11 protein-coding genes are annotated in these 15,904 nt (G+C 73.2%); 8 read left to right on the forward strand and 3 right to left on the reverse strand.

Features of this window, described 5'->3' with window-relative positions; genetic code table 11:
- The first annotated feature begins 70 nt into the window (after positions 1-70).
- Positions 71-943, forward strand: coding sequence for a hypothetical protein (locus tag ABZS58_RS12280; RefSeq protein WP_354780501.1), 873 nt, complete (start codon positions 71-73; stop codon positions 941-943).
- On the opposite strand, the gene ABZS58_RS12285 is transcribed toward ABZS58_RS12280, so the two are convergent.
- Both ABZS58_RS12285 and ABZS58_RS12290 read right to left on the reverse strand, forming a co-directional pair.
- Positions 900-2,756 (reverse strand): ATP-binding protein, encoded by a 1,857-nt coding sequence (locus tag ABZS58_RS12285; protein WP_354780503.1) that lies wholly within the window; start codon positions 2,754-2,756, stop codon positions 900-902. The two genes, ABZS58_RS12280 and ABZS58_RS12285, sit on opposite strands and share 44 nt — an antisense overlap.
- A gap of 131 nt (positions 2,757-2,887) precedes the next feature.
- Positions 2,888-3,229, reverse strand: a complete 342-nt coding sequence (locus tag ABZS58_RS12290) for an MmcQ/YjbR family DNA-binding protein (protein ID WP_354780505.1) — start codon at positions 3,227-3,229, stop codon at positions 2,888-2,890.
- Positions 3,230-3,299: 70 nt separating this feature from the next.
- Between ABZS58_RS12290 and ABZS58_RS12295 the strand changes: the two genes are divergently transcribed.
- The 5 genes from ABZS58_RS12295 (at position 3,300) to ABZS58_RS12315 (ending at position 10,672) form a co-directional block, all read left to right on the forward strand.
- Positions 3,300-3,803 carry a DinB family protein gene (locus ABZS58_RS12295; protein WP_354780507.1) on the forward strand — a complete coding sequence of 168 codons (504 nt, stop codon included), beginning with the start codon at positions 3,300-3,302 and terminating at the stop codon, positions 3,801-3,803.
- Between the two features lie 242 nt (positions 3,804-4,045).
- Entirely contained in the window at positions 4,046-4,822 is a 777-nt protein-coding gene (locus tag ABZS58_RS12300; RefSeq protein ID WP_354780509.1) for a hypothetical protein, read from the forward strand.
- Between the two features lie 36 nt (positions 4,823-4,858).
- A complete protein-coding gene (locus ABZS58_RS12305; protein ID WP_354780511.1) occupies positions 4,859-6,634 on the forward strand; it encodes a hypothetical protein in 1,776 nt (591 codons plus the stop codon).
- A gap of 81 nt (positions 6,635-6,715) precedes the next feature.
- Positions 6,716-7,102, forward strand: coding sequence for a hypothetical protein (locus ABZS58_RS12310; protein ID WP_354780513.1), 387 nt, complete (start codon positions 6,716-6,718; stop codon positions 7,100-7,102).
- Between the two features lie 30 nt (positions 7,103-7,132).
- Positions 7,133-10,672 (forward strand): BTAD domain-containing putative transcriptional regulator, encoded by a 3,540-nt coding sequence (locus ABZS58_RS12315; RefSeq protein ID WP_354780515.1) that lies wholly within the window; start codon positions 7,133-7,135, stop codon positions 10,670-10,672.
- A gap of 149 nt (positions 10,673-10,821) precedes the next feature.
- On the opposite strand, the gene ABZS58_RS12320 is transcribed toward ABZS58_RS12315, so the two are convergent.
- Positions 10,822-13,746, reverse strand: coding sequence for a glycoside hydrolase family 48 protein (locus ABZS58_RS12320; RefSeq protein WP_354780517.1), 2,925 nt, complete (start codon positions 13,744-13,746; stop codon positions 10,822-10,824).
- Between the two features lie 334 nt (positions 13,747-14,080).
- Between ABZS58_RS12320 and ABZS58_RS12325 the strand changes: the two genes are divergently transcribed.
- Both ABZS58_RS12325 and ABZS58_RS12330 read left to right on the forward strand, forming a co-directional pair.
- Positions 14,081-14,638, forward strand: coding sequence for an SPW repeat protein (locus tag ABZS58_RS12325; RefSeq protein WP_354780519.1), 558 nt, complete (start codon positions 14,081-14,083; stop codon positions 14,636-14,638).
- 94 nt (positions 14,639-14,732) lie between these two features.
- Entirely contained in the window at positions 14,733-15,851 is a 1,119-nt protein-coding gene (locus ABZS58_RS12330; RefSeq protein ID WP_354780521.1) for an acyltransferase, read from the forward strand.
- The last annotated feature ends 53 nt before the right edge of the window (positions 15,852-15,904 follow it).

Raw genomic sequence — 15,904 nt, forward strand, 5'->3', positions numbered from 1 at the left:
GCCCAGTTGGCAGGCTCAGCAGACACCCGACATGTGATCGACCACACAGCCGGCGGTAAAGTTCGTGCTCATGACGACCCTGACAGGGCGGTTGAGCGGATACCCGGCGGCCGGGCTGCTGTGGCTGGGGGCGGCGGGCGCGCTCGTCGCGGCGGCGACGATGGCGCGGCACGTCGGGTTCGACGCGATGCGGCAGCGCGCCGAGGTCATGGTCGCGGTCGTGGCCGTCCTCGTCCTGGTCGCCGCGATCCCGGTCGGGCCGGCAGCACCGCACGACAGCGGCGCGACCGTCGTGCGGGCAGCGGTCGGGTGCGTGGTCGCGTTCGAGGTGCTCGCAGTGGCACAGGCGCTCCGGGCCGACCCGCCGATCACCCACGACGGGGGACCCCGGACCGGCGACGCCGCAACGGTCCTCGCCGTGTGGGCGGCCCTGCTCGGGCTGGTCCTCCTCGCGACGGTCCGCGCGACCGGCCGCCGCACCGGCAACCTGCCGGGCGTCGCGACGGCGGCCACGTGCGGGTTCGCGGGCGGCGCGGCGTGGCTCGCGGCAGCGGCGCTGCTGCCCGGCGTCGCGGCCGGCAACGTGCCCGCGCTCCTCGCCATGATCGCCGTCGCCGGCGTCGCCGCGCACCGCATCGGGCGCCGTGGCGGGACGACCTCCGGCACCGCGACCGGCACCGCGACCGTCGTCGCGGCGGCGGTCGCAGCGATGGTCACCGCGACCGTCGTTGCCGCCGCGATCGACGGGCTCCTCCCGCTCGGCCACGCCTGGGTCCGCAACAGCGCGCCGCCGTGGGCGAGCGGGGTGCGGCTCGTCGATCCGGCCGGACTGCTCGTCATCGCCGGCGTGCTGGCCCTCGTGGTGCTGCTCGGCGCCGGTCAGTACACCAGTGGCCGCCTCAGGAAGGGACAGGCTGGGCGACGCGTGACGCCGGCAGGGTGATCTCGACGCGGGTGCCGCCGCCAGGGTTGCCGGACGCGGCGATCGTGCCGCCGTGACGGGCGACGACGCGCTGGCAGATCGCCAGACCCAGGCCCGTGCCGGAGTAGCTTCGGCCGCCGGAGCCACGGTGGAACGGGGTGAACAACCGGCCGCGCAGGTCCGCGGGGATGCCGATGCCCCGGTCCGCGACCACCAGGCACACGCCCCCGTCCGCCGACGCCGACGCCGAGACGTGGACGTCCGCGGCGCGGCCCGGTGGCGTGGACCGCAGCGCGTTGCCGATCAGGGTGTCGAACAGGCGGCGCAGCATCGCCGGATCCGCGTCCAGCACCGGCAGCGGCCCGTCCACGACAACGGCCGGCGACAGGCCGGTGATCAGCGCGGTCACGTCCATCGGGGCCGGTTCGAGGACGGCGTCGCGGGCGGTGGCGTACGCGAGCAGATCCTCGATCAGGCCGCGCATCCGCTCCACGCCCGAGCCGATGCGCGTGACGAGCGCGGCGTCGTCCTGGTCGGTGACCTGGCCGGCGAGGATCTCGGTGCACCTGGAGATCGTCGCCAGCGGCGAGCGCAGGTCGTGGGCGGCGACGGCGGCGAACGCGGCCAGGTCGGCCTCCCGCTCCCGCAGGTCGGTGACGTCGCGGCCGGTGGTGACCCAGCCCGCGCCGCCGGACAGCGGGCGGGCGTCGACGACCACGCACCGGTCGCCGGCGGTGATCTCCCGCCCGGGCACCACCTCGACGGCGCCGACGGGCCCGGGCACCACGTCGGCGGCGATCTCCCGCCCGGGCACCACGTCGGCGGCGGCGGCGGGCGCGGGCACCACCTCGGCGGCGCTGACGGGCCTGGGCACCACGTCGGCGGCGCCGACGGGCCTGGGGGCCGGCGGGCGGACCGCGGCGAGGCCCAGGCGGCGCGCCGCCCGGTTGCTGTGCACGACCCGGCCCTCCGCGTCGCTGGTGAGGACCGCGACCTCGACGACGTCCAGGACCTGGTCGAGATACGCCTTCTGCGCCGCGACCTCGTCCGCCGCCGACACGATCCGCTCGCGCGCCTCGCCCGCCTCGTCGAGCCCGGCGTTCAACGCGGCGCCGAGCCGCCGCACCTCGGCCGGTCCCTCCACGACGGCCCGCGCGTCGCGGTCGCCGCCCGCGCGTCGTTCGAGGGTGTCCTGCAGCCGGGCGAGGGGCGCGAGGAGCATCCGGTTCACCGCCGCGTAGATGCGCAGCGCGACCAGCACCGGCAGCAACGCCAGCAGCGCGAGGGCCACCTCGAGGATGCTGCTCGCCCGGTGGTACGCCGCCGTCGCCGCCGCCCGTGCCTCCTCGACGGCCGCGCCGACGGCCGCGTTCGCCGCCCGGATCGCGTCGAACAGCTCCTTGCCGCGGGCGCTGCGGTCCGCGTCGAGGCCCGGACGCCCGGCGGGCAGGGCGCTGATCGGCAGCGCGACCTGCGCCAGCCACCGCTGCGCCGCCTGGTCCTGGTCGCGGACGAGGATCCGGGTGCGGTCGTCGGGGGCCGTGCGCAGCGCCTCGGCGTGGGCCCGCGGGTAGTCCGCGGCGCCGGTCCGGAACGGCTCGAGGAACAACGGGTCGCCGGTCAGCTGATAGCCGCGCACGCCGGTCTCGATGTCGGTGAGGTCCTGCAGGATCCGCTGGTTGGCCTGCTGCGCCCCGGCGAGGTCGCGCAGCTGCGCGTCGTGCACGCCGGTCAGGTAGTGCCCCGCGAAGAACCGGGCGGCGCCGACGGACAACAGGACGACGACCAGCCAGACGAACTGCCGGCGCAGCGTGACCGCGATCGGTTTCGGCACCCGTGATCCCCCGCCGCGTCGCCCCCAGGCACCGTCAACGCTAGCCGCTTCAGCGACGCGGGACGGCCCGGACGACGACATTGCCGCGGCCGTGCCCGGTCCTCTCGCCGAACATGATCAGCGCGAACCAGCTACTGGGGCCGGTCCTTCTTCGGCAACTTCGACACGACCCAGCGGTAGGACTCGTCCACCGCCTCGAGGACCTCGTCGTCGGGGATCGCCCCGCCGACGGTCAACGAGTTCCACCCGGACCGCCCGATGTACGGCATCACCGCCGCGTCCTGCGGAAACCGCCGCAGCCACTCGTCGGCGGCCTCCCGCGTCGGCGCGCACTTGACGCCGACGGAGCGCTCGCCGCCGAGAAACGCGAAAATCTTCGGTCCGACCTTGACGACGACGTCACCGTCCCACGGCGTGTCCTGCCACGCCCCCGGCTTCGCCAGGCAATGTGCGATCAGCTCATCCCGCGTCACGCAGCCGACCGTACCAACGCCGCGGCGAAATCCGAGGGAAAGTGTCGTACCGCGCTGTTACGGTGCGCGCGTGACGATTCGGGTGCCCTACCTGGGCGATGAGCAGCAGAGCCTGCACGCCAGCCTCGACCGCCACCGCGACGTGGTCCTGTGGAAGCTCGACGGCCTCGACGACGAGCAGCTCCGCCGCCCGATGACCCCGTCCGGCAGCACGATGCTGGGCCTGGTCAAGCACCTCGCCGCCGTCGAATACAGCTGGTTCTGCGGCACGTTCGCCCGCGACCACGAGCCCTTGCCGTTCCGCGACGACGACCCCGAAGCCGACCTGCGCATCGAGCCCGGCGAGTCGACGGCCGACGTCCTCGCCTTCTATGCGCGCGCCCGCTCCTGCTGCGACGCCGTCATCGGCTCCCTCGCCGTCGAGGACACGGGCACCGCCTGGTATGGCGAAACGGTCACCCTCCGCTGGGTCCTGATCCACATGATCGAAGAGACCGCCCGCCACGCCGGCCACCTCGACATCCTCCGGGAGCTCCTCGACGGCGCAACGGGCGACCACCGCCCCGACGAGTGACCACCGACGACCGGGTCGAGCTGATCGACGGGAGCCTGCTGGCGGGTCCGCCGCCGAGCTGCCCCACTGGAGCCTGTCCTTCCTGATCGGTCTCTCGCTGTATCCGGCCGCGCGCAAGGCCGGCCATCGTACGGAGACCCGCACCGCCAGCTGCCCGGCCGGCACCGCCGAACCACCGGCCGGGTGGATCTCCGGACAGTTTCCGGACGTCCGGCCGCGTATTCGCCGCTTACGATTTTCGGGTGTCCACATCGACCGCCCTGGCGGCGTTCGCCGAACATCTCCGTGGCTGCCGGCGGCTGGCGGGGGAGCCGTCGCTGCGTGAGCTGGAGCGGCTGACCCGGCAGGCGGGCCGGCCCTATCCGCGGGCCACCATCGACGACAAGCTCCAGGGCCGGACCGTGCCCGACTGGGGGTTCGTGGCGGCGTTCGTCGCCGCGTGTCACCGCAACGCCGGCGGGACCGGGGACCTCGACCTCGCGCACTGGCGCAGGGAGCACGTGCGGATGCTCGCCGACCTGGCCCGGCACCGCGAGGAGCGACGCCGGCCGCCGGCCGAGGACCAGGGCCCGCTGGCGGTCACCGTCAAGCTGCACGACGTCGGCTACGTCATCACCCGCGGGCCGGACGGCCCGGAGGAGGTGCCGGGCAGCGGGCACCGGGTGCGGCTCATCGTCGAGGCGCCCAGCATGCCCGCCGTGGTCCTCGACGCGCTGCGGCCGGTGGTGCTCGCGCGGCGCGAACCGTCCGGGGACTTCAACCCGCACCTCGGCAGCCTGCGGGTCCGGCAGTTCGACCTGTTCCTCGACGAGCCGGAGCCGCGCCTGCGCCGGCCCGACGGCGGCGACGACTTCCCGTTCAAGGTCAGCCCCGCCGACCCTGAAGTGTTCGACCTGGTCGTACATACGCAGACCGGCGACATCGAGTGGGTCCTCGACCTCGACTGGACCTGCGCCGGGCGCAGCGGCGTGCGGCGCATCGATCTCGGCGGCCACCCCTTCCGCACCATCGCCCACTGAGCTGCGCGGACCACGAGCGCGACGAAACGGAGCACGATGACAGCCAGCACCGGCGGCCAGGCCTGGGCCGCGCAGATCCTCACCCGGCCCGTCCCGCGGAGCCTGCCGGCGGCCGGTGGGGAGCAGCCGCCGTTCCGGGCCGAGCTGTCCTCCCGCTCGCACGTCACGTTCGTGCGGTCCCCGGGCTCCGACGTCGGGCCGCGGCCGGTCCACACGCCGCTCACCGGGCACAACCTGTTCCTCGACCTCGACCTCGACCTGGGCGGCAGCGGCGTCGACGGCGTCACGCTGCGGTCGCTCACCGCGGATGAGATCGGCACCGGGCCACTGCTCGCGGACGGCACCAGCTTCGCGATGCCGCGCAGCCCGGACCTGATCCTCAGTCCCGACCTCGAGCCGGTGGCCGGACGTGCCGTCGACGCGTTCGAGCCGCTGGAGATCCCGCAGTACGAGGTGCTGCTGCTGCGAGGGGTGCCGCCGCAGGCGCGGCCGGCCCGGGACGCGTACGGCCGCCGCCTGCGCCCCGCGCCGGCCGGCGGGACCGGTCGCGTCGTCATGGCGGTCGTCACCGACGAGCCCGACGTCCTGCACTGGCGGCTGATCGCCGAGGTCAGCCAGGGTGGCCGGACCTGGCGGCTGGCGTGGGACCTGGCCGTCACCGCCCGGCCCGTCATGCGCAAGTTCGTGCCCGGCGGCAACGGCCCCGTCGACGTACCGGTCCACGAACGGTTCCCTCAGCACTGGGTGCCGCGCTGGCCGGCCGCGTCCGTCCCGCTGCCGCGCGGCGGCGACGACCCGGTCCGGCTCCCGGCGGTGCGGCAGGTAGGACGGGTCGTGGCCGCCGATGGGGCGCTGACCGTCACCGTCGACGAGTGCGAGGTCCCGCAGGACCCGGACGGGTTCCCGGGCCTGCCCGCCGGCAGCCGTCTGTGGGTGTACAGCTCCGCCGGCCTGGCGTCCGTGGGCCTCACCGAGGTGACCGCCGCGGTCCTGCGCACCGGTGACGCACCGCAGGACCCGGTGCACAGCGAACTGGTGGACCTGATCATCGGTATGTACTCGGCCGCCCTCCACCAGGGCTGGCGGTTCGCCGTCGGCGACGTCCTCGGGTTCCCCCGGCCGATGGTCATCGGGCGGGCCGAGGTCGCCGGAGCGCTGATCGCCCACGCCGCGGGGGACGCCGCCTGGTTCCCCGCCGGGTGGCCGCCGCTGCTGCTGGTCCTGCTGTTCGAGGGGGAGCGGGAGGTCGCCGGTCCGCACGGCCGGGGCAGGGTGCTCGGCAGCCTCGCCGCCGCCCAGGGCTGCTTCCCCTACCCGTGGTGGTTCGACCCGGACCGCGCCCCGGTCGTCGACCTCGCCCGCTACGAGGGGTCCACGATCCTCGGCGACGTCGCGACGGCCGTGCACGAGAGCGTCCTCGTCCTCGACGGCCCGGGCGAGGTCGCCATGATCGTCGACGGCGGCCAGCGCGCCGCGATCGCCGGGATCTGGCAGCAGGTGCCGCCGAGGTTCGCGCTGATCCCGCGGTACACCACGATGACCGGACGCGTCAGGGTGTGGACTCCGGGCCAGAGCGAGCCGCGCGAGGTCGTCGCCGGCCGGCCGTGCTCCCGGGACCAGGCCGGCGTGCACTTCCTGCTGTTCATCCAGGGCGGCGACGCGGTGACGGTCGACCAGCTCGAGGACGGCTACGTCGTCGGCCTGCCGGAGCGCGACTGGCACGCGATGGGCGCCCACCTGCGCTCCGGCGCCGGGCGCGAGTGGGTCTCCAGCGGCGGCACCCGCCTCAAGCTGCTCTTCTCCGGCGGCTGAGCAGCGCGCCCGGCGTGATCTCGCGCACGCCCGGCGCTTCATGGCAAGGCGTTTGCAAGCGCGGCCGGGTTTGCTGGAGACGTGAAAGAAGCAATGCGGCTGGTGCGGCGCGTGCCGGCCGGGCGGCGCGCCGTGACCCGGCTCGCGCTCGGCGTGTCCGTCGTCGACGAGTTCCTGTTCGACGGTCTCGAGTGGTGGGAGCTCATCGACCCGGCCGACGACGACGAGCAGCCCGCGGCCGCCCTCGTGGCCGTGCGCCCCGGCGAGACCATCGTCCGACTGGTCGGTCTCGTGGCGCCGGGTGGACGCACAGACCTCGCCGTTCAGGTGCTGATCTCGTTGGTGGACGCACTGCGGGCCGGTCCCGCCCGTAGGCTCGTCGCGGCGCCCTTGGCGCACGGCGAGGAGCTGCTCCAGGCGGCGGGCTTCGGACCGTTCGACGACGGGTCGTTCGCCGTGGAGCTGTGAGCGGTAGCATCAGGCTCAGCGTCAGCGTCCTTGGCCGAGTTGGAGTTCCGGGAGTTTCGCATCCTGCAGATTCGGATCCTGGGCCCGCTCGAAGTCGTCGGGGACGGCGGCCCGGTCGACACCGGCACCCCGAAGCAGCGCGCCGTCCTGGCGATGCTGACGATGCAGCCCGGCCGGACCGTGTCGGTGCAGAGGCTCATCGACGAGCTGTGGGCGGACGAGCCGCCTGAGCGCGCGATCGCCTCCCTGCAGGCGTATGTCTCCCGCCTCCGCCGCGCCCTCGAACCCGGCCGCACCGCCCGCGACCGCTCGACCGTCCTGGTCAGCCGCACACCCGGGTATCAGCTGATGGTGCCGGCCGACGCCGTCGACGCCGCCCGCTTCGCCGCCGCGGTCGAGCAGGCCCGCACCGGCACTGACCCGGCCGTCGCGCTGCGGGTCCTCACCGACGCCCTGCACCTGTGGCGCGCCGACCCGCTGCCTGAGCTGGGCGACTCGCCGCTCGCCCGCGCCGAACGCAGCCGCCTGCAGGAGCTCCGCCTCATCGCCGTGGAGGAGCGCTCCGAGGCCCTCCTGCGGCTCGGCCGGGCCGCGGAGGTCGCCTACCTGAGCGAGAGTGCCCTCGCCGAGGCCCCCTACCGGGAGCGGCTGTGGGGGCAGCTGATGCTGGCGTTGTACCGCTCGGGCCGCCAGGCCGAGGCGCTCGCCGCCTACGGTCGCGCCCGCTCCGGTCTCGTCGACGAGCTCGGCATCGAACCGGGGCCCGCGTTGCAGCGGCTCGAACAGGACATCCTGCGCCAGGCCCCCCACCTGACAGCGCCCACCGCCCCGACGTCGGGGGCGCCGGTGTCCGGAGCGGGCGGCGTTCCGCCCTCGGGGACATCCGCAGGTTCGACGACGAGCGGGTCGCACGTTCCCGCTTCCGGCTCCCCGGTTGCTGCGGACATTTCCGAAATGTCCGACAAGGGTGCGGCGGCGACGTCGAGCGGGTCGCCAGACCCCGCACCCGCCACGCCATTCGCCCATATTGACGCGAACATTCCGGAGATGTCCGACCGGCAAGGGCAGGGAACCGCCGGCGCGCCCGGCGCGGGCCAGGAGCGACGGGCAGGACCGGACGCACCGGCCACGGACGGCCTCGTCACCACGTCCATGGCCGGTGGCTCCCACGCGGTCGCGGCAGCCGGCGGCTCCCACGCGCTCGCGACGGCCGGAGCTTCCCACGCGGTCGCGGCAGCCGGTGGCCGTGACATCGCCGATGACGGCGGGCTGGTCGGGCGGGACGCGGAACTGCGCACCATCCAGGAACTCCTCGCCCGCACCGCCACCGGGCGCGGCCGGCTGCTGCTGGTCTCCGGCAGCCCCGGCATCGGCAAGTCCGCCCTGCTGCGGGAGCTCGCCGCTCACGCCGGCGGGCTCGTCGGCACCGGCACCGGCGTCGACGGTGAGGCGCCGCCCGTGTTCCTACCCTGGGCGCAGATCCTCCGCACCGTCGCCGCCGCACCCGGTGCCGCCGACGCCCTGGCCGTCGCGTTCGCGCCCTACGGCAACCTGCCCGCCGTCCTCGACCCGACCCTCATCGAGGCGCTGCCGCTGCCCGCCGCGGAACGCATCGCCGACCCCGAGCTGGCCAGGTCCCGGCTCTACCAGGGCATCGTCGACGGGCTGTGCCGCCTCGCCGCGCTCCGGCCACTGGTGCTCATCGTGGACGACGCGCACTGGCTGGACGCGCCGTCGACGGTGCTGCTGACCATGTTCGCGAAGGCGGTGCGGCGCAGCGCGGTCCTGCTCGCGGTCGGCTATCGGGAGGCCGAACTCGCGCCCGAGGCGCCCCTCGCCGGCGCGCTGGGTGAGCTGCTCGCCGACCCGTCGGCAGTGCGGATGCCGCTGCGGGGCCTCGGCGCCGACGGGGTCGCCGCCCTGGCCCGCGACGTCACCGGCGCGGACGTGCCGGACGAGACCGTGGCGATGCTGCTGGACCGCACCGGCGGCAACCCGTTCTTCGTGGTGGAACTGCTGCGGGTCCTCGTCGCCGAGCACACCCTCGCGCCCGAGCACGTCCCGGTGCGTGTGCAGGAGGTCGTGCGGCGGCGGCTCGCCAAGCTGCCCGGGCAGGTCAACGCCGTCATCGCCGTCGCGTCGGTCCTCGGGCGGGACGTGTCGGTGCCGGTGCTGCGTGAGGTCGTGCAGATCGACGAGCTCGCCCTCTTCGACACCCTGGACACGGCCGTCGTCAGCGGCATCCTGACCGCGACCGACGACCCGGGACTGCTGCGCTTCTCCCACGACCTGGTCCGCCAGACCGCATATCTCGACCAGGGCCCGCTGCGCCGGGCCAGGCTGCACGCGCGGGCCGCCCAGGCGCTGCGCGACACAGGCCTCGCCACCGTCGCGGACCTCGCCGCGCACCTGCGCGCGGCGCTGCCCGTGCTGTCGCCCTTCGACGTGGTGCCCGCGCTGGTCGAGGCGGCCGGCGAGGCCCACGACCTGACCGCCCACGAGCAGGCGTCCGCGCTGCTCGAAGAGGCGATCGCCGTCCTGCACCGGGCACCGGCGGGGGAGCGCCGCGACGTCACGGAGCTCGATCTGCGGATCCGGCTCGCCTACATGCATCAGGCCACCGACGGCTACCTGGCGCCGTTCGTGACCGCGCAGTACGCCGCGATGGAACCCCTCCTGGTGCGCCTGCGCGGCCGCCCGGTCCTCGACATCCTGCCGGCCCTGTGGGGCTACGCGTCCTTCCACACCGCCGCCGGCGACGTCGCCCGCGGCGTCGCGATGGCGCGCTCGGCGAGCGAGCAGGGCAGCACCGACCCGTGGGCGACGATCGTCGCGGAGGTGCACGAGGGCGCCGCCGCGCTGTCGGTGCTCGACCTGCCGCGCGCCCGCGAGTGCTTCGAGACGGCCCTGGACGCCCTGCCCGGCGGTGACCTGCCGGTCTTCCCGATCGTCAACTGGGACCCGGTCGTCGGCGCGCAGGCCCCCGCCGCGATCGTGTGCGGCATGCTCGGCGACCACGAAGCCGCCGAACGGCACCTGCGGTCCGCCCGGGAGCGCACCGTCCGCGTCGGTGAGCTGTTCCTCGAGATGTACGTCAGTCACTACGCCGCCTGCGTCGCCGCCGACCGCTTCGACGCGCCCGCGACCGCCGCCGCGGCCCGCATCACCCTGCAGCTCGCCGAGCGCGGCGGCCACCTCGAATACCGGGCGATGGCCGCGATCCTGCTCGGCTGGGCCGAGGTCTGCGACGGCGGCGCCGAGGGCCTCACCAGGATCACCCGGGCCCGCGACCATCTCGGCGACGCGATGCGCCGCTTCGCCCGCCTCGAGGCCCTCTACGCCGACGCGTGCCTGACCCTGGGCCGCACCGCCGACGCGACCGGCGCCGCCGAGGCCGCCCTCAGCCAGGGACTGCCGGGCCAGACCGGCTTCGCCGAACCCGACCTGCGCCGCGTCCTCGCGCTCGCGAACCGCAACCCGGGCGACGCCGAAGAGGCCCTCCGCCTGGCCCGCAAACTCCACTACGCGGGTGCGGAATCCCGCGCGGAAGCCGCCCTGCGAAGCCTGTAGCACCGTCATGCCCTGGAAACTATCGCCGGGGTACGACACTTTCCGGCGACCGCGGACCCGGCGCCACCGGTACACGAGCGGCGGCCGGGCACGGGAGCGGCGGCCACCGGCTCGCAGGACGAGTCGATGGCCGCCGCCGTGCGGGGGTGCTAGCCGATCAGCAGGCCGTAGTCAGCCATCGCCATGGCGATGTCGGACTGGGCCCAGAACCGGTGGAACGTGAACGCCGGCGCGGGGCCGGTGCCGTTCAGGTACGCCTGGACCGCCGGCCAGTTCGGGTCGTTCTTGTAGAAGGAACGGGTGTCCAGGAAGGACTTCCCGGGGGCGATGACGTCACCGTTGGGCATGACGCCGTTGTAGCCGGCCGGGATGTACAGCCCCTGCTGGTTGGACGAGGACCACACGTCGTCGAAGCGGTTGTAGTCGGTGCGGGTCTCCGGGATGCCGACGCCCTTGCTGTCGGTGTGCAGCCAGATGCCGTCGAGCAGCTTCTTCGCCGTGGTCTTCGCCGCGGCGTTGTTCGCCTTCGCGCCGTAGTACGTCAGCAGCCGGGCGTAGGCGGCGGCGATGCCGACGTCCGTGCCGGTGCTGACGACGCTGACGTGCAGGTTCGTGTTCGCGGCCGGCGAAGCCGGGTTCCAGGTCGCCGGCGCGCCGGTCCACTGGAGCGTGTCCGGGATCTTGAAGTCGCCGTTCGCGGTGAACGTCGTGTTCGCGATGGCCCAGGACACCCACTTGTCGAGCATGGCCTTGGCCTTGGCGTCACCGGTCGCGTAGTAGTACTCCGCGACCCGCTCCACCGACCACGCCTGGAAGCCGAACCACTGGTTCGACGGCGGGTCGTGGTAGACCGGCTTCTCGTCGTAGAACATGCCGTAGAACGTCGGCGTGCCCGCGGCGGGAGCCGAGTAGTTGCCGCCGACGCTGTTGGTGGCGCCACCGGCGAACGCGCCTTCCGAGGACTGCAGCCACTGGTAGAACTCGAGCTGCCGCCCGAGGCTGGTCTGCCAGTCGCCCTTGGCCGTCGGCGACAGCGGCGCGAAGCCGGAGACGTTCGACAGCACGTAGGCGGCCAGGGGGTTCTGGTAGCCCTGGTGGTTGTGGCTGGAGCCGATCCGCCACGACCATGCGCCACCGGCGTCGCCGCCCCAGGCGAAGTACCAGTTGAGCAGGTACGCCGAGGAGTCCTTGCCGGTGCCCGCGGCGCAGCCCGTCGACGTGCAGCCGGGCTTCTTGAAGTACTTGTCGTACATCGAGTACCGCAGGTAGTCGCCCATCTTGGCGGCCTTCTTCACGACCGCCGCCACGTCCGCGGCCTTGCCCTGCGCGGTCGCCCACTGCTGCGCCCAGTACGCGGCCTGGATGGCGCGCGCGTCGGCGTCAGGGGCGTTGGTGTAGCGCCACTGCTTGGCGGGCGAGCCGTCGATGAACAGCGGCAGGAAGCCGCCGTTGGCCTTGGCGCCGAAGCGGAAGTCCTCGCACGACGGGTGGGCGACGGTCTCCCACACCGACTCCTGCGGGCCGCGCTGGTAGGTGTTGATGTACGACACCGTCGAGCCGGGCTGCGGGGTGCACGAGCTGAAGCCGTACGTGTTGTCCACGTCGATCAGCCAGTGCATGGCGTACATGTCGGTGTTGCCGTAGGTCGAGGTCAGCTCGCTGTACAGCGGGTCGGCGCCGACCTTGACGGACGAGTCGAGGTGGCCGCCCTGCTGCGGGTACAGGCTGGGCTGCCCTGCCTCGGCAGCGTAGTCGGCCGGGTCGGCCGGGTTGTAGCCGCCGGTCACCTGGTTGGCGTGGGTCGGGATGATGTACTTCTCCATCGTGTCCCAGGCCTTGTTGAACGGGGCCCAGTCCTGCTTCACCCGGCCGTACTGCGCCTCGAGCCACAGCCAGAAGCTGAACGCCTCCGACGTCGTCTCGTGACCCCAGTCCGGCGCCTCGACCACGAGGGTCTCGATCGAGTGGTAGGGCACGCCCTCCGGCGAGAAGTACCCGGAGCTGTGCAGCTTCTGGTACTGCTCGAGGAACCGCTGGACGTACACGCCGCCGGCGACGTCGTCGTCGCTCTCGTTCGCCGGTACCGACGCCGATGCCCAACCCGTGGCGGTCAGGTTGATCGTGGCGGCGCCGTTGACGGTGTCCGCGTCCTGTGCGGCGCTGACGGTGACCGTCTGGGCGGTGTTCCAGTTGGCGGTGGTGAACGTCAGCGTGGCGGGCGCGACCGTGATGTCGGTGTCGCCGGTCCGGGTGACGGCCACCGTGACCGAAGCGCTCGGCGCCTGGTTGAGCTTGACGGACAGCGGCGTGGAGCCGCCCTCCGGCACGGTCAGCGGCGACGGCGCGGCCAGGATCGACGGCCCGACGACCGGGTCGACGAACACCGGCACCGCCGTCGAGGTGGTCACCGCGCCCTTGCTGTCGTAGGCCTTCGCCTGCAGGCTGTACGCCGCGGCCTGGCTCGGCACGCCGGTCCAGGTGTAGGCGTACGGCGCCGTGGTGTCGGTGCCGAGCAGCAGCCCGTCGTGGTAGAACTCGACCTTCGCGATCGAGTCACCGGCGTCGGGGTCCGATGCGGTGGCGGTGATCGGGATCGACGCCGGCGCCGAGTAGCGGGTGTTGGCGGCCGGCGCCGTGATGGCCACCGAGGGCGCCGCGTTCGGGCCGGTGCACGCGACCCCGTTGAGCGAGAAGCTCGTCGGGTTGACGTTGGTGCCGCTGTACCCGGCGTTGAAGCCCGGGTTGACGGTCCCGTTCGACGGCAGGCTGCCGTTCCACGGGGCGTTGCGGATGCTGGCCGACGTGCCGGTCTGGGTGTAGTCGCCGTTCCAGCTCTGCTGGATCTGCTGGTTGCCGGCCCAGGTCCAGCTGACGTTCCACGTGGTCAGGGGGTCGCCGAGGTTCTTCACCAGCAGATCGCCGGTGAAGCCCGTCGGCCATTGGCTGCGGACCGAGTAGACGACCGAACAGCCGGTGGCGGCGTGTGCGATCCCTGCCGGCATGACGAACAGCGTGCCGGCGGCCAGGAGGCCGACGGCCGCTGAACGCAGCCAGCGTTGATTCCGGGTGGTCATGAGTGGGGTGCTCCTCGTGAAAGTTTCTGGGCGGGAAACGGGCACGCGCCAGCACGGCGGCGTTGGTGCATAAGCCAGTCGCTGCGTGTGCCCCGTCGGCTCCCAGACGCGAGGTGGCGCTGATTCTGGCATGGGAGCGCTCCCGGGACAAGCACCTTCGAATTCCCCTATGGTCGCGACGGCTATCGATCCACCGGAGGTGATGCCAACCCTTTCGCGGCTCCCATCGCGAACCAGGGTGCGGCGGCCGGCGTCTGCAGCGCCGCCGCCGCACCGTGTTAGTTCTCCCCTGTTCGGGTTAGTGCACGGATCCGACCAAGGAAAGGGGACCGTCATGACCCGCCCGATCGCGGACCTCGATCAGCACCCGGACATCGTCGAGCTTCGGGCCCGCTACGACCGCGCGGCGGAGACGCCGACCGCGCACATCACCGACGGCGCGCTGATGCTCGCCGGGCTGTACCTCGCCCTGTCGCCGTGGATCGTGGGGTTCGCGCTCTTCGAGAACGACCTCGCGGTCAACAACTTCATCTGCGGCGTGGCCGTCGGCGTCCTCGCCGCCGGCTTCACCGTCGCCTACGGCCGTACCCACGGCATGACGTGGGTGCCCGTTGTCGTCGGCGTGTGGACGTTCATCGCACCGTGGGTCATCCTGGGCGCGTACCCCAGTGGCGGCGCCATCGCGAGCAACATCGTCATCGGCCTGGTCATCATCGCCCTCGGTCTGTTGACCATGCGCCTGCCCGCCCTGCGCGACCGCAACCGCGGCAGCCGCAACCGCGACAGTCGCAGCTTCGACAACCGCGGCGACCGCAGTGGCGACCGCAGCGGCGACCGCAGCAGCGACCGCAGCGGTGGCGCCGGCGCGAACTGGAACGAACGCAATCGGTGACATTGAGGTTGCACAACGTCACCACCGGTCACATCGGGGTGAATTCTTCCCGGCCTGGCATGCGCGGGCCGGGAAGAGTGACTAGACATCAAACGTGAACCGCGACAGCCGCCTGCCGGCCCTCACCGGCCTGCGCTGGGCGGCGGCGCTCGTCGTATTCGGTCAGCACACCCTCGAACTGTTCTACGACCCGGATCTGGCCGCCCCGAGACCGGTCCGGGCCGTCCTGTGGGCCATGCTCGTCAACGGCGGCGCCATGGGCGTCTCGTTCTTCTTCGTCCTGTCCGGCTTCGTCCTCACCTGGTCCGCCCGCGACGTCGTGAAAGCGCGCACCTTCTGGTGGCGCCGCTTCAGCAAGATCTATCCCGCGACCCTGGTCACCACGCTGCTCGCCCTCCTCGTCGTCGGCGGCACCGGCCCCCTGCAACTCGCCGCGCACCTGACCCTCACCCAGACGTGGTTCCCGGATGCCGCGGTGTTCGGCGCGCTCAACCCGGTGAGCTGGTCCCTCTCGTGCGAAGCCTTCTTCTATCTGTGTTTTCCCCTGCTGTACCGGCAGCTCCGCCGACTCAGCCCTGCGGGCCTGTGGACCGTCGCGGTGGGGCTGGCCGCCGCGGTCATAGGGGCCGGCCTCGCGCTCACCACGGTGGACCGTCCGTTCGCCCTCTGGCTCGGCTACATGTTCCCGCCGGTCCGCATGGCCGAATTCACCCTCGGGATCGCGGTCGCCCTGCTCATCCAGGCCGGCGCCTGGCGCGGGCCGGGGCTGCGCTGGTCCTTCGCCCTGGTCGGCCTCGGCGCCCTGTGCGCGCTGAAGGCGCCCTACCCGCTCAACCAGCACGCCCTGACCCTCGTGCCGGTCACGCTCGTCGTGGCCGCGGCCGCCCGAGCCGACCTCACCGGTGTGCGGACCATCTGGACCCGGCCGCTGCTGCGGTACCTGGGGGAGGTGTCGTTCGCCTTCTACCTGGTGCACTACCTGACGTACCTGACCTACGGACGTCTCGGCCTGCTCCCGCACCACGCCACGCCACTGGTCGCGGCCCTGGTCACAGTGTCGGTCCTCGCCATCAGCCTCCTCGGCGCGATGGCGGTCTACCACTGCGTGGAACTCCCGGCGCTCCGGGTGCTGCGCCGCCGTTCCGTTGCCGCACCCCCGGCCGACCCCGACGCCACCGTCGAGACGCCGTTCCCGGCCGCCGCCCGGACCTGACCCACCCGGGCGCGTCATGAGAGGACTGGGGACTTTCCTGGGTACGAAGAGGG

The sequence above is a fragment of the Dactylosporangium sp. NPDC005555 genome (assembly GCF_040605635.1).
Classification (GTDB): domain Bacteria; phylum Actinomycetota; class Actinomycetes; order Mycobacteriales; family Micromonosporaceae; genus Dactylosporangium.